Below are 20,301 nucleotides of genomic sequence, written 5' to 3' on the forward strand. Positions count from 1 at the left end.
TTCGTCAGATTGATTCCCTGGCGTCAATACTGCGCAACTTTTGCAATACGTCAACAAAATGTTGACAAATTATCAGTATTGCGCAGTCTATAGGGTATGTCTGATCCTTTTCTTGGCCCCGTCGTCTCCTCTGCACATCTGGCAAGTGGCTCGTTTGCGGAAATCTCCGAGTTGGAGTTTGGCCTGACGCTGGCCAACAACGCCTTCCACCGATGGATGGTGCGCGCCATTGCCATGGCTGGGTATCCCGAACTGGGGGCGTTGGATGTGCTCGTGCTGCATTCCGTCTATCATCGCGACCGGCCCAAGAAATTGGCGGATATCTGTCTGGTGCTGAACGTCGAGGATACCCATACCGTCAACTATGCAATCAAAAAGCTGATCAAGGCGGGGTTGGTAAAAGACGGTCGTCAGGGCAAGGAAAAGACTGTGGCCGCGACGCAAAAGGGGGCGGAGACCTGCGTGCGCTACCGTGAGATCCGCGAGGGTCTGCTGCTGCGTGCGGTGGGGGAGTTGGGGTTGGAGCCCGAGCAGGTCAGCCATGCGGCATCGCTTTTGCGTCTGATGTCCGGGCAATATGATCAGGCGGCGCGAGCCGCCACAACCTATTGAGGCGCGCGCAACCAGCCGTCCTCAAATGACAATTTGCTGACGTCCGCCAGCCGAACGATCCGCGCAAGTTCGGCCTCAAAAGCCGCCACGCGCCCCTTGCCCCATCGCACCTTGGCTTCCGGCCAAAGCGCCCGCACGTGAAGCGTATCACGGTCGCGAAACGCCTTCATATCGACGCGACCCACCAACCTGTCCCCCTCCAGTATCGGGAAGACGTAGTAGCCATAGCGACGCTTTGCCTCGGGCACGAAAATCTCGATCCGGTAGTCAAAGCCAAAGAGCCGTTCCGCCCGCTTCCGGTCGCGCAGCGCCGGATCAAACGGGCTGAGAACCCGCAGCCGGGACGTCGGCTCCGAGCTCAAAGCCGGATCAGAGGCGATATCGGGTCGGGCAAAACCGGGGCGTAAGGCGCCACCGACGCATTCGATTTCAACAGGTTGCAGCCGACCCGCCGCAAGCTCTCCCGCACACCAGTCTTTGGCTTCGGCGATGGTGATGTGATCCCAAAAGGCGGCAAGCTCGGTCGGTGTCGCGAAACCCAGCCGGTCCAGCGCGCCAGAGCAGCACCAGTCAATCGTTGCCGCCGTATGCTCGGGCTCTTGTCGGGGCTGGCAAAGGGCATCATCAATCACCCGTTCCGTCAGATCATAGCGCTTGCGAAACCCATCGCGCCCGACCACGCAAAGGGCCCCGCTGCGCCACAAGTATTCCAATGCGGTTTTCGAGGGGTGCCAGTCCCACCACCCGCCGGAGCCACGTTTTTCGCCCGCGCCGACATCAGAGGAGCACAAGGGCCCTTCCTCGCGGATCTGGTCCAGAACCGGTTGGAATTGCGCCTCGAACCCATCCCGCCGCCAATCCCGCCATTGATTGCGCAGCTTTGCCGCATCCCGTTCGCGCCGCAACTGCCACCAGTGATAATAGTCCATCGGGATCACGGCGGCATCATGCGTCCAGTGTTCAAAAAGGGCACGATCCTTTTCGTAAAGACGTTTCAGCGCCTTGGGCCGATAGCGTGGCCGTCGGGAAAACAGGATCAGGTCATGGGCGCGGGCGACCGTATTGATGCTGTCGAGCTGCACAAACCCAAGACGCGCGATCAAGGAGAGCAACTCAGCGCCCTGTGCCACGCCTTGCGGCGTTTCGCTGAGCGCATGCCGATCCAGAAACAGCCGGCGTGCGGATGTGTTGCTGAGGGTGAGTGTATTCATCCGCGTTGGTTGCGGCGCAGCGTTTCCCCATAGGAAATCTTGGGTGTCAGGGTGATGCGTGCGGGCTCCCCCGGGTCTGCATCTTCGGGCAGTGCGCTGCGTTCCAATATGATCTGCGCAGCCGCCGCCCCAATCTCTGATCGGCAGGCATCCATCGTGGCCAATTTCCGCGGCAGACCTTGCAGCAATTCAACGCCGTTAAATCCGGCAAGTCCGATTTGCCCTGGGATATCAACGCCCTGGTCAAGCAGGTAGAGCAGGCCCCCGGCACCAATCATGTCATTGGAATAATATAGGAAATCGAGATCAGGCGCACGTTCCAGCATCGATTGCGTCATCTCGCGGCCCTTTGCCAGCGCCGATCCGCCGGAATAGAAATCGCGGGCCTCGATCTCGATGCCCTCTTTGGTCAAGCCTTCGGTCAGCCCCTCAAAGCGTTTGCGCGCCCGGTGGTCGAGCGGCATCTTCGTGCCCATGAACCCGATGCGGGTATAGCCTTCCTTGAGGATCGCCGCGGCCATCATCCGACCGGCCCGGCGGTGCGAAATACCGACCATCGCATCCACTGGATTGCCATCGGTGTCCATGATTTCAACAACGGGAATACCCGCGTTTTGCAGCATCGCGCGCGTTGCATCGGAATGCTCCAGCCCGGCAATGATCACGCCAGATGGCCGCCAGGACAGCATTTCGTACAAGACCTGCTCTTCCTTTTCGGGCATGTAGTCGGTCACCCCGACAACCGGCTGCAGTGGCGTGTCTTCAAAGGCCTGATTGATCCCGGTCAAGACTTCTGGAAACACCATATTGGACAGGGAGGGGATGATCACCGCCACGAGATTCACACGCTGCGAGGCAAGCGATCCCGCGATCTGATTGGGCACATACCCAAGGGTCTTGGCGGCTTGCAGAACACGTTCGCGCGTCGTAGCAGACACATCGCCGCGGTTGCGCAGGACCCGGCTCACCGTCATCTCCGACACCCCGCAGGCTTCTGATACATCACGGAGGGTCAACGGGCGCTGCTTGGGTCTTGTCACAATATATTCCCTGTACTGTCGCTCCTTGGTAGCGCAGGTGAACCCTGCCTATCAAGCATCTGTCGCACAAGCATTTAGACCAATGACAAGCCGGAAAACTTGTTCTAAACCCATCCGGGTCGGTCCCGTGGCTCAACTGGATAGAGCAGCCCCCTCCTAAGGGGCAGGTTGCAGGTTCGAATCCTGCCGGGGTCGCCAAATTCTTTTAACTATCAATGATATACAACTCAGCTTGACTGGGGAGCGATAGGAAAATACCCTTCCACAAAGCTTACACATTTACACATTTTGGGGCGTTTGGACGTTGGCGACCGAAAAGCACACGATTCTTGGCGGAAAGGTTCACGTCTACCAGCGGGAAAACAGTCCATTTTGGCAGTGTTCATCGTACCTGAACGGGAAGAACCGCCGCACTTCCACCAAGGAAGAAAGTCTCAAGCTTGCGAAGGAATTCGCCGAGGATTGGTACCTCACTTTGCGTGGAAAACAGTCTCGCGGAGAGCTTACGAATGAGCGCACGTTTACATTCGCCGCCGATAAATTCCTTCAAGAATTTGAAGCCGACACTATGGGAGAACGCAGCGCAAAGTGCCTGACCAATCACCAAAATCACGTCCGACTGCACCTGAACCCGTTCTTCGGAAAACTAGGTTTGTCCGAGATTACAACGACAAAAATTCAAGAATACCGTCTGGCAAGGATGCAATCGACCTACCGGGGGAAGCACCCAGCAGCGGCAACAATCCAAAAGGAGACGGTGACGCTGCGTATGACATTAAAGGCGGCGGTACGGCATGGTTGGCTGGCACATATGCCCGATATGTCTGCTCCGTACCGCACGTCAACCAAAGTCTCGCATCGTGCTTGGTTTTCGCCTGATGAATATAAGCAACTGTACACGGCCACGCGGGCCAATATCAAAGCTATGATCAACGCAAAGCATCGCCACCTTGCCGAGCAACTGCACGACAAGGTTTTGTTCATGGCAAATACTGGTATTCGTCCTGATGAAGCCAACTGGCTTGAATACCGGGATGTCGAGATCGTCGAAGATGATGCCACCAGCGAGACGATCCTCGAGATCGAAGTGCGCGGCAAGCGCGGTGTTGGATATTGCAAAAGCACCACCGGTGCTGTTCGTCCATTTCAGAGAATGGTTGAGCGTAATCAGCCGGAGCCGACCGACCGTCTCTTCCCTGCTGATCACAAAAAGCAGTTCAACCGAATTTTGGATGAGCAAGGCTTGAAGTTCGACCGACAAGGAAATCGACGCACTCTCTATTCCTTGCGGCACAGCTACATCTCATTTCGATTGCTTGAAGGGGCGGACATCTATCAGATTGCCAAAAACTGCCGGACAAGTGTCGAGATGATTGAGAAGCACTATGCGGTGCATCTCAAGAACAGTCTCGACGCATCGGCCATAAACGTTCGCCGCACCAAACAGTCTGGCGCAAGTCGCCGCTCGATCTAGTTCGCCAAGTATCCCATCAACCGACCTTTCCATCTTCCTTTTTTAAAAAGTCTTATGAGTATTAATTTTGGATATTCTTCAATTCGTATTCTTAGTGTCAAATTTTTGGACAACTGGCCGTCCAATATCTTTACATCTAGATGTCCAAAATTTTGACATCTGAATGTCGTCGCTACCGCCTAAGGACTTTTGCTTTGAGGTTGAGTTCGTAGAGGTTCGCCCGTCCTTGACCTCGACGCTTGATCACAATGAATCCCTTGCGCTCAAGCTCTTTGACATGGGTGTTGACGCTCTGCCGAGAGATGCCGATATCCTTTGCCAGACGTTCTTGCCCAGGAAAGCAAAAATCGTTGTGCCAAGCGTAAGACAGGAGCAGGGCGTAAACCAGTTTTGCTCCCGCCGAGATTCCGTCGCTTTTCAAAATTGCGTTAGGAACTTGAGTGAACCCAGCTTGCGAAAGCGCATCGCTACCCTTGATGACAATGTTCTTTTCACTAATGACAGCGCTGATGTGTCGAGATTTCATAGGCGTTTAGTATGCCTAGAGTATACCCCGTAGGTTCGCTGTTAGCGAAGCGGATGTGAACAAATAGGCTTTACTGAGATTGAATATCAGGGCGTACAATATCCTGCCGCCTCTCCCCTACCCAGCTCGGCTTTTCCGATCTGCTAGCTTCTTTGATCGCTTGGGCCTGCCCATTCTCGGCATTCAAGCGAAATGCTTCGATCACATTTGCTAGCGCCTCATCAGTCGTCCTGCGATGCTTTAGCTCCTCACGTAAGAACGTGATCTGTTCCTTTGCATCTTCCAGCTGTTCACGTAATTGCGCCTCGATTAGATCGCCCTTGTTCGAACTGACATGCGCTGGTTCGGGCTGGTGCGACCCGGGTTGGTCTTTGTAAATATCGCTATCTCGAACGGTTTTCGGAGTGAACAGGTTAGGCGTGGTTTGAACCGGTTCGGAACCGTTCCGTGCCTCAAACTCAAGCTCTTCATCGATCTTTCGATCTAGGGAAGTGAGTTCAATCAGCCAACGATGACCGGTTGCGATATCCTCACGGCGCGCACAGATATCTCCGTTATCAGGGTCTTGGTGAGATCGCTTGGCCCACTTGCGGACAGTTTTTGGGGTTCTTGTAAGTCCACGCATTTGGCAGTGATCCACCGCGGCCTGGACATCCAGCCATTTCTCTTGAAGTAAGGAACCGGTCTGGGATGGTTCGTACTGGTGCAAATGTTCGAGTTCATTTGACATGTGCAAATAATAGCACGAGTTAACGAATGGGAGGGCCTAAACACTAGCGGCCCAAAGGAGGCTTCCGACGCGGGTGTTCGGTGCTGCAAAGTGGCCCGTTCAACCTGCCGTTTGTTGCGTTTGCAAAAAAGCGGGCTTTTGCAACTCTCATCGTTTTGGCGCTTAACCTATGCCAGCTGCTAGTTGTCACCGAGAAACCGGGAAGCCAGAAAGCTGCCGCTGTTCAAAAATCACCCTCAGCACATTGAAGACATGTGATACCATTCCTGCGCCACATGTTTACTACTGAATTACGATCATCGACCACAAAGGATATCTGGGCACCTTCCTTCTGAAGTTGATCTAACAGTTCTTGTTTGATGACGACATCTGACCGAAAATCGCCTTTTGGGCGCATCAAAAGTCTATCAAACGGGATTGAGTTCCAAGTAAGCCAGGTTTCGGTTATCTTGCGGCTTTCTTCGCCACGACCGGAGACAAGAATGATCTGGAAATTGTGGCTTTCCCACAGTGTTCTGTACAGACTGACTACAGGCCGGTTAGGGGTGTCATCGCCCATTTTCGAATTGAAAGACCGCCAATCTGGGTTGGCACCGTCAAGAAAATGCCGACGATGTCGTATGTCAGCGATTGTACCATCAATATCAAACAGAATTGTCGGCTTCATTTACTTCGCCAAAGGTGGTTTTCATAAGGCATCCATCAGCCCCTCTTCTATCAGCACTTCCTTAATGGCCACCAGATTTGTGAGGTGCTTCTTGATGTTAGAACGAATTTCGTTCTTCCAATCATCCGTAAAATGAATTGGCGGATCGCTGTTTATTGAAGCGAGTACCAATACCCCATCTTCAAATTTTTTCTTGGAATGAGCCAATATATTCCTTTGATTGACGACCTCTTTCATCATTTTATTAAAAACATCTTTGATTGCCGTGATCCGTGCGATCTTCGGCGCATCAGGCACTTCAACAGCCTTCAGTTCCTCAAGTTTGTCTCTTAGCAGGCCATTTACAAAGCCATGCTTCTTGCCAAAATCTAATATAGGCTTATTCAATATACGGTCTCTGAAAAGGTCGGACTTTGTGCCGAAAAGAGCTAAAATTATTTCAGTTAGCTTGTTTTCAAGGTCTATCGCCTCAGAGATTATCATTCCCCGCATGATCGCGACGTTTTTGCTTCGCTCATGGAACCGATTTATCACAGACTTGATTTTTTCGTCGGCCTCTCCTTTCACGCAGGTGTGGACTCCCATGATTTCCTTGCAGTTTTCTGTAACTGTCTCATCTTGAGAATAGAAAATGATCTCTGTGAGTTCACCTGAAGCTCGGAGTTCATCTATGAGTTGGCGGCCATCACGATCTCCGTTGATGTTCCAATCTAGAACCAAAAGATCAATTGGTTCAGATGCAAGCTTTCTCTCTAGGTTTTCTCCATCACCTTCGACCTCGATGTCGAAATTGAACAACTCAGCATATTCGATTTCCAGCTGTTCGCAAAGGGATGCTGGTAAGTCATCGTCATCATCGATCCAGAAAATTCTATAGTCTAAGCTCATCTTGAAAACCTCAACTTAAATACCGCGCCAGACAGTTGGCTAGCTTTAACCAACTCAATGCTCCCCCTGCGCTTTTCCATTAGCTTTTTGGTCTGCCCAAGCCCAAGCCCAGACCCCGAAGTGGTTGTGAAGCCGATCTCGAAAATCCGATCCACGGATTTCGCCACGATGCCCTTGCCGTCATCTGCAAAAGTAACAGTCAAATTCTTTTCGTCCCCTTCAATCACATCGATGAGAATTTTCTTCGCCTTGGCCCGTTTGGCATTGCTTATGAGATTATCAAAAATAATGGAAATTTCGAGCGGTTGAAATTTGGTCTGAAACCCAATAGCGTTTCGATTTCTAAACTCAAAAATCATATTCTCACCATCTTCGTTTTTGATCACCCCGGTGCATATATTCTCAATGTATTCTTCCAGATATTCGCACAGATCAGCCTCAACGTTCGAGCCTTTCAAGCTGAAGTTAGCCTTTGTGACGAATTTTGATGTTGTGAGTATTTTGCGTGCTTGAGAGCTGATATTGCTAAGGGTCTCAAGAATTGTATCTTCAGAATACGACTGGCCCTTGCGAATTCTTAGAGAGAAGTTTTTCACATAGTTTTCTATAGTCTCTGCTGCGATACCGATATGGTGTACGAAGCTCACAGTGTCAGTAATGTCAGTGTTGGCCATTGACCTGAGGAATAAGTTTTCCGAGTAGGCCTTTTCGGTTTCTTTACGTGCTTCTTCAGCTTCTTCTTTGGCCTCGTCAGCTTCCGCTTCCGCTTCACGCCGGGCTTCCTCAGCCTCCTTAGCCTCCTTTTCTGCCTTGAGACGCTCTTTTCTAGCTTTTTCGGCCTCGGCTTCCGCCTCGCGTCTTGCTTTGTCGAGTTCTGCTAGTCGCGCTTCTGCCCGAATAACTTCATTTTCGATGTCTTTAGATGAATTACGCAATGCGATCTTTTTGAAATTCCGCAATAGACCTTGAATGCTTTTCTCCGAAAGCTCTTCAAAAATATCTACAACTGCTGGATCGTAGTGAACGTCCAAAATTTCATCTGACTTCGTCAAATCTTGAATGAGCGCGATGATTTGGGACTTAACGTCGGTACCCTCTTGTAGGGCGCTATCAAAGTCGGTGCCAAGGTTACCGTACTTGACGATATCGACTGCATAGGCCTCCAATCGTTTCAAAACATGTTCTACGAAAAACTCTCGCAGAAGCTCTGTGGCTTCGTTAGCGACAAGGCCGCCATCGCGACTAGACGCTTCTTGAAATTCTGGGTTGTCCCCGCTGATTTCAATTCGTCCAAAGACGTCTCTTGAACCCAGAAATCGCGAGGTCCCCTGCGTCTTTCGGCTATCTAACTGAAAGTTGTCATGTCCCGGGTCACCCATGGGGTTTATGCGAAATCCGTTCTTGTAGACGAAAACTGACCCAAACCTAACAGGCTGAGTCCCCATATATTTAGTGAAGGCAGACTTCGCGCCTCTATTAAGCGCAAACAAGCTTACTTCGATGTCGTGAAGTGTATACTCATCGAACTTGTAGGGATTTCGCTCCGTCAGTTCGAAGATCAATGTTCCTCGGTCTTCCAACCGAGTTTTGATCTTTTCTCCATCCCCAGAAATCGCGACATTAATAAATGTCGTTTTGATGCCTATTTTTTCAAAAAGAAAGTTCTCAATAGGGCCGTTGACTTTGTTCCACGGCTCGTCATCTTTGACGCTCTTGTCACTTTCCTCATAGTCCGGTGCATATAGATTGATGGCAAAGTTCTCTGCATCATTTTCTTGGTTCGGATTAACCAGTTTCTCCAATGACCGCCTAAGTTTCAGAACACGCTCTCGGTCCCAATTTTCGCGCAAATCGTTGATTTCCAAAATGGTGCCGCTGGTCAATTTGTAAGGCGCGGAAGTTGCAGTTTCGTATGAAACACCAACTTCTTCGAACTCTTCCTTAGCATCTTGCTCGAATGCTTCCCAGTTTACGGACAGAAGGTTGATCGTCGGCGCGGTCTTCTTTTTTGTGTAGATCTTTAGAGACTTACCCAGCCGGTCGCACGAGAACCGTCCTATACCTTTGGCTCCAGCGTGAATTCTGGTGCTTTGAATCGCGTCTCTGTAGTCTTCGGTTCCGTCCTTCTTTGCTGAGTAAGCAACAAAAAGCCACTTGTTCTCCAGATCAGGGAGGTCCATACCCTTGCCGTCATCTTTAATTATGAGTTTTGGGGACGATGTTCTTAGATCTTTGAACGTGACGTCGACTTGTTTTGCATGGGCGTCGAACGAGTTCTTGACGAGTTCAAAAACAGCGATGAATTCGTTAGTAATTAGGTCTTTTCCGATGATGTTTTTGAGAGCTGAACTGACTCGAAACTTTTTTTCAACCATGTGTCTTTGCCATTTCGATAATCTTTAAGCCAAGCGCTTCAGCCATCAAGGGAGGGACAGCATTCCCGACTTGTGTGTAACGAGGGCATTCCTGCTTCCGCCTAACTCCACCAGTTGTGTATTTCCCCAAAAACTCGAACCAATCAGGGAAAGTCTGAAGACGGGCGCACTCGCGAACCGTAAGGATACGCGGCTCGCTGTAGTGTAGTAGATCATCAGGAAGTGTTGTGATGGTTTTTGACAGTTCATCGGGGTGGAGCGGCGTGAAGCATTGTTTCTTGATGTTATATTTTTCGCGAAATTCTCTAGGTAGAGATTTACCTTTAGGACAACTCTCCAAAATTTCCTTGAATCTCAAAAGTGTTTTGGGCCGATGTCTCGCCAATCTGAGGCTATTGGCCCTCTTTCCTGCAGGTAGTCCCTTTCTCATTAGCTTTTGGAATTCCGAATGAGTCTCAGCTCGGTAGTTGATCTGTTTGAAGCCATTGGTGTCTTCGCTGCTGTGAACACCAGAGGATTCTACTTCTAAGTCTGAGATAGCTTCCTTCGCACTAATTTTGTGACCATTTAGTTTTTTTCGCGCCCTGAAATTCGCAGCGTACTCACTGATGTTTTGGAAAGGATCCTCGATGCCAGAGTTTTCGTCGGCAAGATCGGCTCGTACAGCAACAAGAATGAAGCGTGGTCGGGGTTGAGGGACACCAAAACTAGAAGCGTTTATGACGGATGAGAACGTGCGGTATCCACCCCAACTCAAGCCCTCCAGCTGCTCAACTACTTGCTCTGAGTGGGTTTGCTTCTTCGCACCTTGGAACTTCGCAGTGAAGCCTTTGACATTTTCAAAGACTAAAAATTTCGGGCGGATGATGTTTACGATTTCAAGGTATTCATTTTTCAATTGATTACGTGGGTCGCCTTCTTGCCGACGGCCAGCGAAAGAGAAACCCTGACAAGGCGGGCCGCCTGCAATGAGGTCAATTTTGCCTTTAAGCGCAATCAGTTGTACTCGGTATTGTTCGAGTAACTCCGAGGTGCTGATTGGCTCGTGAGGCAACCATTCCGGCCAGTCGAACTTCAGTGCTTTCTTACGGTTGAAATTATGGGCGAACGTCTTGAAAGCATCCTCGCTTTTCTCGATGGCAAACACACCTTTCCATCCAGCCTTAGTCAGGCCAAGTGATAGGCCGCCACAGCCAGAAAAGAGATCGATGAATCGCATACTAAAACCCGTTTTCAACTGAACTAGCATGGATCCCTTTTATGCGCCAGGTACTTCTCGTTTCCCTGACTTGAGTATCGTGTGAGTCGGGACACTTGCTGTTGCTAGGTGAGGCACTTGAGGTCCGCTTTGATGGTCAACCGCCAGCTTATCGCAATCGTAGCGAACGTCCGAAATCCACTCTCAAGCCCGCGATACAGTCTGCTTGCTTACCCCAAACAAACGAGCAATCTCTCCAAGTGATCGCTTTTCCTCATCCCGCATTTGCCGCACAGCCTCCTTCTGTTCAGTATTTAAGACGGGACGTCGGCCACCAATTCGCCCGCGCTTTCTTGCAGCGGCCAAACCTTCTTTTGTCCGCTCGACAATCCTCTCCCGCTCAAATTCAGCAATCGAACCAAAAACATGAAACACCAAGCGTCCTGCTGGGGTCGTCGTGTCGATATCTTCTCCAAGACTTCGAAAACCCGCACCTCTCTCACGGATCAGCTCGATTATATCTATGAGATCGCGAAGTGAACGCGCTAACCGATCATATTTCGTTACGATGACCACATCGTCCTCGCGCAACTGTTCAAGTAAACGCATCAACTCAGCGCGCTGTCGCGTCTTGCCAGTTTTTTTCTCTGTGAAGACTTTGTGTACACCGGCGTCTCTCAACGCATCGATCTGCGCATCAAGTGCCTGATCGTCGGTTGAGACACGCGCATAGCCAAAAATCATGCGTCAAGTGTATCAAAAACCGTTCCAAAACCAAATGCGTTTGGTACCGGTTTGTGGAACGGAAATCTTCTTGTTCCGGCGTTGCTCCGTCAAGCGTTCCAAAAACGACCGTTTTTGGCGCATAGGTTGGGTCCACAGGTTTTTGTCCAAGCAACTTCCGTGTTGCATAGCCCCAGTATCCACGCGAACATTGACAAGGATAGGGGTATGAGTTTTGAGCGATAAGGCCAGTGAAATTCCAGAATGTCATGAAGCGCGCGTCCTATTGATGCTCAACTGGCGACGCCGAGCTATTCGAGCGAGCAACGGACATTACCGAGCATCAAATAGCTGTCGGCAGTGGAGCAACTTCATGACCTGCTTCAACATCATCTCTGCAATCGCAGTACTTTTCTTTTCGAACAACCGGTTTTTCGGGAACGGCGGTCAAGCTGATGAAACCATAGGGTTGCTAGGGAATAGTGACCTATACACCGCGATTGCGGGATTACTCGTCGTTCTTACGACTGCGTTGCAATACGTTCTTAAACTCGAAACCAAAACCAAGGATGCGAAGAGCGCGGGCAATGACTTCACAAATATCAAAAGAGAAATCGAGCTTCTTCTTTCTGAGAGTTCGATTTCGCTTGAGAAAGCTCGTTCAATCCAAATTTCACACACCCATGCCTCAAGAAACCATGAACTAGTACCTCGGCGTATCTGGCAAGCAGCATCTGAGCAAACGGCGACCGCATTCCTTGAAGATGCGGCTTTTGAACAGTCAGTGCTTCGAAAGTTTGGTTTGTCTGAATCGACCAACATCGAGAACTAAAGGCAACTTAACGGCCAAAACTCATGCTTTTTGCCCCCCAAACGGAGACGACCGTTGTGGGTGCGTTGGTGTCGGCATAGCGTGTTTGACCAACCGCAATGAAGTGCGGCTTTCCAAGAAAGCTGCTTTTGCCTTGATCGTTCATCCAACCATGGCCACGATAGGCTCATTACCGCGTGGAAAAATTTCCAGTAGCTAAGAGGAGGCACTATTTTGACCACCGAGACCGCAACGTCCTGGAGCCATTTGTATGAGCTTCTTTTTCAGGACAGCAAAAACGACAGACTTGGTCGGTTCAAATCGCGGTACGCGTTTCGAGGCGTATCGACCGCACGTTACAAGATGGAAACTTCGCTAATGCGTCAGGGCGGCGAATTCGCAAAGACCGAAAACCATATACTTCGCCAGTTCAAGAAGTACGCCTATCAGCATTTAGGCGACCACCATAACGAGTGGTATTGGCTGTCTGTAGGACAGCATTACGGCCTACCAACCCGGTTGCTTGATTGGTCTTATTCGCCAGACGTCGCGCTGCATTTCGCAACTTCCAACACGGACAAGATGAAGGAGGATGGCGCAGTTTGGATGGTGAATTATAAGGAATTACATCAAAAAGCCCCTCCGAAAATTCGGGGTGTGATGGAGGCAGAAAAAACTTGGATACTTACAACTGACCTAATGTCTGAAGGACTCAATAACCTCGCTGAGCTGGATGAGTTGGGTCACAAAACGGGAGACTTCGTTCTGTTCTTCGAGCCACCTGCGTTGGATGCAAGGATATACAATCAGTTCGCATACTTCTCGATTTCCTCTAGGCCGGATTTGTTGATCGATGATCATCTTGCCACTAGCAGCGGCACGCCATGGCGAAAAATTATCATCCCAGCTGACTTGAAGTGGGAAGTTCGAGACAAGCTTGATCAGCGCAATATCAGTGAAAGAGTGCTCTTCCCCGGTCTTGGCGGGCTGTCCGAATGGTTGAAACGGTACTATTTACCTACAGGAAGCGCTGCTCCTAAGCCTTAAAATGGTCAAAACTCATAGGTTTTTGCCACTGGCGAAAACGACCGTTTTTGACAATGCACTTCGGCGCGCTCATGTGAGCGTAAGCGCGCCGAGTTGATAGCTAAGCTCATGGGTTATCGACCGAAAATGAAATGGTGAGGGACGGTCTTCTGGCGGTGCTGCCGTCTCTCGCAAAGCAAGAGGCCATCATTATAAGCGAACAAACAAAGGCCGGATGAGAAAGGGCTAAGGCAAAAGGCAAGACGCTCGGCCGAACAAAGATTGCGCGATCGGTACTTTCAGCGATAAAGGCCGATGAAGCCAAACACCCGGGCAAAAGCACCAAGGCCCTGGCCCGTGAACATGGAGTATCTCGGGAGGTCGTGCGAAAGGCGCTCCAGAAGTAAACCTCTTTGCAGACAGGACAGAATCTGCAAATGTCTGATCATTATGCCAAAGTCTGTTGTTGCCGGAATTTGTTTGTTGCTTGCTTTAGGATTTGCAGTGTCTGGACTGCGATTGGTCAACAATATTGAGAAGTACGTCCGACCACCAGGCCAACCGGAATACAACAAGGGTTATGGAGAAGTATCGCTAAGGAGCGGCGAACAATTCACCCTCCAAGGCCGCCAGGGCAATGGGAACTATTTCTACTGTCTCGTTTGGCAAACCCAATATGGTGGCCGCAGCGTTGAAGTAACAGGTCTTGTGCGCCAGTACGATGAAAGCAGACTGCAAGCTGTAACACCTGGTGATATTTGCGTTCGGGGTGGCGACTACAACGTGACTTTCAAAAGCTACCGCGATCAGGTGGTGCGCTGGTCACTGGTTCTGCAACGCGCCTGGCAGAGAAATGAAGGAACAACCCGTCCGGTTTGCCGTGACTGCGGCTCAGTTCCAACCTTCAACGAGGTTTCTTCCGAAAAGGCTGTACAAACGCGTGGCATGATAAGGCTGGTCATTGCTGGCACTCTAGCTGCAGGAGCCTGGACAGCCTACGTCGGCCTCGCCACTGCTATCGGCATTTTATACAATTTCGGACGAATATTTCTGCCGTCACGGCGCGCTCAGAAAGTGCAGCAGGAGTTCGACCGGGCAAGAAAAGGAAACACCTTCGATACGCGGAAAACCCGTAGCTATGATCAGCCTGCAGAGAATGCGTTTCGCCGTCAACAAGACATAGATGACATGAGCGACCTGACGGAAATGATCCGCTGGGAGACAGAACGCCTGCGTACAATGGAAGCCCGGCTACGCAAGAAGCACCAACAGAACTATGAAGACCGAGAACAGCTCGTACGCGAGTACGAGGAGGCTGTAGAACGGGTCAAAGACCTGCAGAGACAAGCCGCCCAGGCGACACAAGATGAGGCGTAGACCGATGGCTACAGATGAAGATCAACGCGAACTCGTATATTGGCTCCTTCTGATAGCATGCGGCCTTATGCTCCTATCGCATCTAGCTTGGTACACCGCTCTAGCGGCAACCTGCGAGGTCAGCTACCCTGTATCAAATAGATGTTTCTTAGGTTCTATCGTTGGCGCGATCTTTGGTCTGCTTTCGATCCCAGCAGGCATCTTTTGGTGGATAACGAAGTATATATTCGGTGGAGCTAGTTACGGTTTCAACACATTTCTATTTGGCATAGCTACCGCAGCACTACTCGGCACTGGAAACCGGGCGCGAGTGTTTGACGGACTGATTGGCTTTCTGTCCTTCTTCTCCAAACCTAAGGACTCAGATAACCAATCATTTTCTTCCTTCGCCGAGTCTGCGATGGACAACAAGACCATGGAAAAAGAGACCGAACGCCAAAAGTCACGGGGCGACATGGAGGAGGCCATTAGAGAGATGGAAGAGGCCAAGGCTCGCTTGGACGAACACAAGCGACAGCGCTAGTCGTAGCCATCGCCTTCGCCAAGAAGGTCGCCAGGCCCTTGATACCCAAGTTTGGTCGCGCGCGCGGCCACCTCATTTTCAACCTCTGTTGACAGTTTGGTATATGGCTCGCGTGAGCTAACGGTCTCAAAAAAGCTGTCGATCTGTTCAAGCGTAGGGTGAACCGGAAACACATCAGGGGTCGCAAACTGAACGGCCTTTCGATCATCAGCCGTATAAGCATATGCTTGGCGGGCTTGCAGCATCCGCACCTTGATTTTTGCTTCATGCTTTAACTCATCCAGCGAGTACGTGCCTCCAGGCAAGTCCTCGAAGATCGGCACCAAGGTTTCAGATGTTCCAGAAGAATAAGCCTCAGATACACCCCAAGACGCACTTTCTCCCGCCGAAATACTCGTCGAACTGGTTATGAAGGCTGAGTCTTCGCCGTCTTCCACCAATCGCTCGGCCAGCGCGTCATTTAGGTTAGAGCTAGTCCCCTCTGATTGGCTAGTGGCCCGCGCATGTCCTTCTCGCCGCAACCATTCTCGGGTGTAGCCAACTACCGTTGGCTTGATCAAGATCTCCTTCGGTCGCTCAAGGTTGAACTCTTTCTCAAAAAGAAACTCACCCATAGCTGACGCCGACGCCGGGTCTTCCTGCAGGAAGACCACCTTGTTTTGTGCGCCGCCAATAACGCCTTCTCGGATCGCGCTGTCGGGTTCGCCAAGCTGTCGCAGTCGCTGATGAGATAGAACGTAATGTAACCCAAACTTGGCAGTTTCATCTAAACCAGCGACGATGGTCTCATTGATGAACCGGCCGCACTCGTCGATGTAGCAATAGAACGGGTTGTCCTTGGCTTCATGTATGTCCCGGCTTTGCGCCCGGTAGTGCAGATCGGCAATTAGAAGCGACCCCAGAATGTCAGCTACTTGCGGACGAATTTCGCCCTCATGCGCCAGGTTCACCAACACAATATGGTTGCGCTCCATACACAGCTTGAAATCAAGTACATCCTCGGTCTGGCCAATCATGGACTTCACACCCGGCGTACGTGTCATTTCCCACAGCCGGTTATTCACCGCGTCCATGACCTGGCTCTGTTCGTTATCCTTGAGGGCGTCAAGCTGACCCCACTGAGCAATTAGATCTGGATCGCCGGTAGCTTCGACCAGCTCTTGCCGAATAGCTCTATTCTCAATGGTTGAGAGAAGACGCGCCTCACGCAAACTGAGGCGATGATGCGCCAAGGTCATAAAGACCATATCGAGCAACTTTCGGAGGGTCTTGAACCCCTGGCTCTCAGCATCCTGCCACACCTTCTGACAAGCATCGAGCATCGCGCCAACCCGTGTTTCAAGCGGCTCGTCGCCACGACAAAGCGGGTTAAGTCCCACTGACCACTTGCCTTGTGCGGGGTGGATCAGATGAATCCGCCGTTTTTTGTGAACATCATTTGCCGCTAGCCACTCAACCAAGTTGGTATACAGCTCGCCGTGCGGGTCGATCACACAGACACCCGCCCCTTTTGCGATGTCTTGCCGGATCATATGTTCTAAGAAATACGACTTCCCCATTCGGCTTAGGCCAATGACCTGCATATGCACGTCACGGGCTTTCTTGCTCATCCACAGCTCGCCGTCTTCGGAGTATCCGAGACCCATTGAACCCCGTTCAGATTTCACTTGAGTTCTTCGGCGCGCTGTCGCAGTTCGGCCAGCTCTTTCTGTATTGTAGCCAACTCAGCTTGTACTCTTTTCAACTTGAATGGCTGACTTGGGTCATTATCCAATACAGGGTTTTGTAGGTCTTCCTGCTCCGCGAGCAGCTCGGCTTCGCTGGCCTCATACTCTTTAATCTTGGCTTGAACAGTCGCCAACACGCCAGTCCGATTGTTCCTAACTTGATCAAGCTTGGCCCGCTTCAACTCAATAGCAATCTGAGCATCTAATGCATCAGCTTCGGCTTTTAGTCTTCCCGCTATAGCCTCATTTTCTCTTCGTGCTTCTTCTTCCTTATCGGCCCTATGACCTTGTATCGCGCGGTCTGCTGCCGCCTCGGCTTCTTTCTCGCGACGATTAAGCTCAGCCATCTCCGTCGATTGCTGTTGTAACTCTCGCCTGATCTCACCTCGGGCGGCAGCGGTGTATTGCTCGATGTCTTTGTTCTTATCAGTTTCAATTGCCGTTCGCCTTTGAGCCGCCGTCAAATCAGCTTTAAGCCCCTCGTTTCGAACCAACGCCTTACCAAGCTCATTCTCTTCCTCAACTACCCGCCTCCTAGAACGGGTCGCCGCTGCCTTACCTAGGTTTGCAAACACACCCCGACCAGGCTGCGGCGCATCTGACGGCACAATTTCACCGTCTAACACTTTTGGGTTTTTATCGTTGGTCATTTCTCGCCACTCCCCTTCTAAACGTACTAGGTCAGAAAATTGACAAATTCCAATTATTACGTTAAAAAACAACAAGTTGATCCTGTTGTCAACTCATCCCGCGACGGTCGTTGGATGACAAACAACAGGAGAATACATGTCCTTTAGTTTTGACCTCGATTCTGAAGATGTCAAAGTTCTAGTTTGCCCAAACACAGACAAAGCACTGGCGTACCTCAGCAAGTGCCACGCTGTGTGCGAGCAGCTCATGGTCACCAGACTGGAAATTCACAATCTGAAATTCAAACGTTGGCTCATCAACCCTTTAGAGTTTGAAGCGCCTCCAGTGCCGACGGTCGTGATTGATCAGATGCTTGCTGAAACAAAGGGGAGTTGGAATAACTTCCTCACAATCTCAATCGAACGCTTCGGCGAAACTGCCACGATCAACGCTCAGTTCCTTCTTGGCGATCCACAACTGCCGCCCGCCTGACCACATAAGGCCCCCACCTAACAGTGGGGGCTTTTACAACTCCACCCGCTCACCGGCACCGTTTGTCCAAATATCGCCAAACACACCATGCAGGCGCACCGCTTCGACGGTGGTGTACAAGAAGACACCAGCCGCGATGCGTTTCGCAACCGTATCTTTGTAGACTTGCTGCATCTTCTTGACCCGCGCCAAGGTGTCGTTGACCACGAACAAAACTCGGAAATTGTCGCGGTCGTAAAGCTTAGTGTGCAACTTTCGTTGGTAGGCATAGGTATATGCTTCGTGCTTCTGTTTGATCGAGCTAGCGAGCGCATCCGACTTAATGAAATCTTCCGTGTCGTTGTCATACTCAAGAAAACAAAGACCCTTCGCAGTTCGGCCATTGTCCTGCTGCTTGTGGATCTCAAACGTGTAATCGGGATCAGTGGCTCGATCCACCAGTGATCCCTTCCGGATGGCTTTGGTCGGCAGACGCCCCAACTTCCCAATCAATGGGAGATTGTTTCGGGCCAGCAGTTCAAGTTGGTGAACCACCTCCACTCCCGGCATCCTGGCCGCGTCTGCTTCAAGGGCTAAGACAAAATCAACCACTCCAAGGTCGTGCTCAACATTCTGCCCTTTGAAATTCTTTGCTGCTGCTGTCCAACCCTTCTTCTGCGGAAGTTGCACTCCCTCGACTTTATCTAAATGGTTAGCACCCTCCTGCCCCAGCATGTGTAGGGTGTGACGCTTCTCTGCATGAGAATAGTGTTTGCGCATAAATTCTTCTGGGCGAGCGAGATAGTCTTCACCCCATAACCTTCGCAAACGGGCATTGACTGACGACCGGCTCTCGTCGCCACAAATAACCATCATCTGATCTGTGGTAGTCACTCGAAACTTGTACACTGCCCTGATCCATCGCTTGTCGCGTTCGGTCAGTTTCAAGTCGCCTCGTTTTTCTGGCTTTGTTGCTGCTCGTTCCATACGTCTATTGTGAATCAATTGGTCTCGGAAAGACCATCTAAAAACGCCTCAATCTTCCGCTCAACAGGCTTTCGCGGCACACCTAGGATATTTTCAGAGCGGCGTAGTACATGCTCACGCGCCCCAAATTTGGCTGGGATAGCATCCACCGCATTCAACTCATGTCTCCAATCGGACAGGGCCAGCCGGTTCTCTGATAAAGTCATCAAGGACGTTTCAGATTTAGCTATCGGAAACCGCGCAGCCACTTTGCGGGCATCGTCTGGTGCCAGCCGGAAGGCCACTAGACGCTTAGCGTTCAGCAAACCACTCTGGTGATCCCGGTCATAGCTGGCAAGCTGATCAACCGACGTCACAAACCCACCATTTTTAAATTGGCTTGTGATAGCCCGAGCAGCTAGGGACACATGCACATGCTGTGCGTCAGGCAGGTAAACATAGAAGGGCCACCCGCCTGCCCGCGCCTCTAGGATAGTCTGCATCCTGGTGAGCAACAGGCTGCCAAACAGTTTAGCGGTCTCAGCCCCCAAAGTATGGCGCGGCAAGTCGGTAATCAAAACTTGTCGCTGCTGTACAACGCGCTCCAAGTCGAGCGTGCTTTTGGTTTGTCCCAGCACACAACGCAGGTGCGGATCAGACAAAAAAGCTTCAAGCCGGGTAAGTACTGGCTGTGGCTTGTCGCGCTTGTCGTCTGCGCTCCACGTTTCAAAGTCTGCCCAGAACCGGCGCGCCATCGGATCATGGCACTGACGCACTACCCGCTGCCGGTACTCAGTGTTGGTCAAAAGCGCGTACATCCCGAGCAACGTTCCCTCCTGGCTATCGAGCAACGCCCGAGCCGATGCCCGCATCAGACGCAGCATGAGGGGGTGGCTGTCATCGGACAGCGACCAAATCGCGACAAACAAGGCCATAAAGCTTTGTGCTGCCCGTGAACGTTCGGCTTCGGGAACACCATAGAACGGATTGAACCCGACGACCCGGTTGGTGTTACCCAAGTGAAAATACAGAGCATGGTTCGCTCGTGACGCTGGCATAGCATCTAAGATCGGCCGAGCATACTTTCCGGTCACATCGATAACACAGACCCCCGCACCTTTGGCGATATCCTGGATCATCATGTTCCACAAAAGCGCTTGTTTGCCGCGCCCATCAGCCCCGAACACCAGCACATGCCCACTACGTTCGCGCGGGTGAATACGATAAGGACGCGGTTCACCCGCGTCTGTTTGTTCGCCTACGAAAATCGCCTGATCGTCATACGCTCGATCTGTAAATGATTGATCTGCCATACCTCTAGGCCGC

General features: G+C 51.2%; 20 protein-coding genes and 1 tRNA gene. 8 read left to right on the forward strand and 13 right to left on the reverse strand.

What is annotated here, in order from left to right; genetic code table 11:
* Positions 1–96: 96 nt before the first annotated feature.
* Complete coding sequence (locus Q1A63_RS18415) at positions 97–612, forward strand: winged helix DNA-binding protein (RefSeq protein ID WP_298974409.1); 516 nt, start codon at positions 97–99, stop codon at positions 610–612.
* Here Q1A63_RS18415 and Q1A63_RS18420 read toward each other — a convergent pair.
* Both Q1A63_RS18420 and Q1A63_RS18425 read right to left on the reverse strand, forming a co-directional pair.
* Positions 606–1,823: a crosslink repair DNA glycosylase YcaQ family protein gene (locus tag Q1A63_RS18420; protein ID WP_299632345.1), complete on the reverse strand. Its 1,218-nt coding sequence runs from the start codon at positions 1,821–1,823 to the stop codon at positions 606–608. The genes Q1A63_RS18415 and Q1A63_RS18420 overlap by 7 nt on opposite strands.
* On the reverse strand, positions 1,820–2,863 hold the full coding sequence (locus Q1A63_RS18425) for a LacI family DNA-binding transcriptional regulator (RefSeq protein WP_298974413.1): 1,044 nt from the start codon (positions 2,861–2,863) through the stop codon (positions 1,820–1,822). The genes Q1A63_RS18420 and Q1A63_RS18425 overlap by 4 nt, the downstream gene beginning before the upstream one ends.
* A 121-nt stretch (positions 2,864–2,984) precedes the next feature.
* On the opposite strand from Q1A63_RS18425, the gene Q1A63_RS18430 reads away from it, so the two are divergent.
* Both Q1A63_RS18430 and Q1A63_RS18435 read left to right on the forward strand, forming a co-directional pair.
* A tRNA-Arg gene (locus Q1A63_RS18430) sits at positions 2,985–3,061 on the forward strand.
* Positions 3,062–3,167: 106 nt separating this feature from the next.
* A complete protein-coding gene (locus Q1A63_RS18435) occupies positions 3,168–4,337 on the forward strand; it encodes a hypothetical protein (protein ID WP_299632346.1) in 1,170 nt (389 codons plus the stop codon).
* A 172-nt stretch (positions 4,338–4,509) separates the two neighbouring features.
* Here Q1A63_RS18435 and Q1A63_RS18440 read toward each other — a convergent pair whose 3' ends face one another.
* The 7 genes from Q1A63_RS18440 to Q1A63_RS18470 all read right to left on the reverse strand — a co-directional run bounded on the left by Q1A63_RS18440 (position 4,510) and on the right by Q1A63_RS18470 (position 11,465).
* Positions 4,510–4,863, reverse strand: coding sequence for a helix-turn-helix domain-containing protein (locus Q1A63_RS18440; protein ID WP_299632347.1), 354 nt, complete (start codon positions 4,861–4,863; stop codon positions 4,510–4,512).
* Between the two features lie 70 nt (positions 4,864–4,933).
* Positions 4,934–5,593 carry a hypothetical protein gene (locus tag Q1A63_RS18445; RefSeq protein WP_299632348.1) on the reverse strand — a complete coding sequence of 220 codons (660 nt, stop codon included), beginning with the start codon at positions 5,591–5,593 and terminating at the stop codon, positions 4,934–4,936.
* 223 nt (positions 5,594–5,816) lie between these two features.
* Positions 5,817–6,260, reverse strand: a complete 444-nt coding sequence (locus Q1A63_RS18450) for an HAD family acid phosphatase (RefSeq protein WP_299632349.1) — start codon at positions 6,258–6,260, stop codon at positions 5,817–5,819.
* A 21-nt stretch (positions 6,261–6,281) separates the two neighbouring features.
* Positions 6,282–7,148 carry a response regulator gene (locus Q1A63_RS18455; protein WP_299632350.1) on the reverse strand — a complete coding sequence of 289 codons (867 nt, stop codon included), beginning with the start codon at positions 7,146–7,148 and terminating at the stop codon, positions 6,282–6,284.
* Complete coding sequence (locus Q1A63_RS18460; RefSeq protein WP_299632351.1) at positions 7,145–9,523, reverse strand: ATP-binding protein; 2,379 nt, start codon at positions 9,521–9,523, stop codon at positions 7,145–7,147. Before Q1A63_RS18460 ends, Q1A63_RS18455 begins: the two co-directional genes overlap by 4 nt.
* Positions 9,516–10,742, reverse strand: a complete 1,227-nt coding sequence (locus tag Q1A63_RS18465) for a DNA cytosine methyltransferase (RefSeq protein WP_299632352.1) — start codon at positions 10,740–10,742, stop codon at positions 9,516–9,518. The genes Q1A63_RS18460 and Q1A63_RS18465 overlap by 8 nt, the downstream gene beginning before the upstream one ends.
* A 183-nt stretch (positions 10,743–10,925) precedes the next feature.
* Positions 10,926–11,465, reverse strand: a complete 540-nt coding sequence (locus tag Q1A63_RS18470; protein ID WP_299632353.1) for a recombinase family protein — start codon at positions 11,463–11,465, stop codon at positions 10,926–10,928.
* Between the two features lie 214 nt (positions 11,466–11,679).
* Between Q1A63_RS18470 and Q1A63_RS18475 the strand changes: the two genes are divergently transcribed.
* The 4 genes from Q1A63_RS18475 to Q1A63_RS18490 all read left to right on the forward strand — a co-directional run bounded on the left by Q1A63_RS18475 (position 11,680) and on the right by Q1A63_RS18490 (position 15,181).
* Entirely contained in the window at positions 11,680–12,276 is a 597-nt protein-coding gene (locus tag Q1A63_RS18475) for a hypothetical protein (RefSeq protein ID WP_299632354.1), read from the forward strand.
* A 213-nt stretch (positions 12,277–12,489) separates the two neighbouring features.
* Entirely contained in the window at positions 12,490–13,302 is an 813-nt protein-coding gene (locus tag Q1A63_RS18480; RefSeq protein ID WP_299632355.1) for an FRG domain-containing protein, read from the forward strand.
* 429 nt (positions 13,303–13,731) lie between these two features.
* Positions 13,732–14,658, forward strand: a complete 927-nt coding sequence (locus Q1A63_RS18485; protein WP_299632356.1) for a hypothetical protein — start codon at positions 13,732–13,734, stop codon at positions 14,656–14,658.
* Between the two features lie 310 nt (positions 14,659–14,968).
* A complete protein-coding gene (locus Q1A63_RS18490) occupies positions 14,969–15,181 on the forward strand; it encodes a hypothetical protein (protein WP_299632357.1) in 213 nt (70 codons plus the stop codon).
* Here Q1A63_RS18490 and Q1A63_RS18495 read toward each other — a convergent pair.
* A complete protein-coding gene (locus Q1A63_RS18495) occupies positions 15,178–16,791 on the reverse strand; it encodes a DUF87 domain-containing protein (RefSeq protein ID WP_299632358.1) in 1,614 nt (537 codons plus the stop codon). The two genes, Q1A63_RS18490 and Q1A63_RS18495, sit on opposite strands and share 4 nt — an antisense overlap.
* A gap of 53 nt (positions 16,792–16,844) precedes the next feature.
* Positions 16,845–17,558, reverse strand: a complete 714-nt coding sequence (locus Q1A63_RS18500) for a hypothetical protein (RefSeq protein WP_299632360.1) — start codon at positions 17,556–17,558, stop codon at positions 16,845–16,847.
* Positions 17,559–17,694: 136 nt separating this feature from the next.
* Here Q1A63_RS18500 and Q1A63_RS18505 point away from each other — a divergent pair, with 136 nt between their 5' ends.
* The gene (locus Q1A63_RS18505; RefSeq protein ID WP_299632361.1) at positions 17,695–18,030 is read left to right on the forward strand and encodes a hypothetical protein; all 336 of its coding nucleotides are present in this window, start codon (positions 17,695–17,697) and stop codon (positions 18,028–18,030) included.
* A gap of 33 nt (positions 18,031–18,063) precedes the next feature.
* Here Q1A63_RS18505 and Q1A63_RS18510 read toward each other — a convergent pair whose 3' ends face one another.
* Positions 18,064–18,957 (reverse strand): replication-relaxation family protein, encoded by an 894-nt coding sequence (locus Q1A63_RS18510; RefSeq protein ID WP_299632362.1) that lies wholly within the window; start codon positions 18,955–18,957, stop codon positions 18,064–18,066.
* A gap of 53 nt (positions 18,958–19,010) precedes the next feature.
* Positions 19,011–20,288 carry a hypothetical protein gene (locus Q1A63_RS18515; protein ID WP_299632363.1) on the reverse strand — a complete coding sequence of 426 codons (1,278 nt, stop codon included), beginning with the start codon at positions 20,286–20,288 and terminating at the stop codon, positions 19,011–19,013.
* Between the last annotated feature and the right edge of the window lie 13 nt (positions 20,289–20,301).

Origin of the sequence: uncultured Roseobacter sp. (assembly GCF_947499265.1) — a bacterium.
GTDB lineage: Bacteria > Pseudomonadota > Alphaproteobacteria > Rhodobacterales > Rhodobacteraceae > Roseobacter.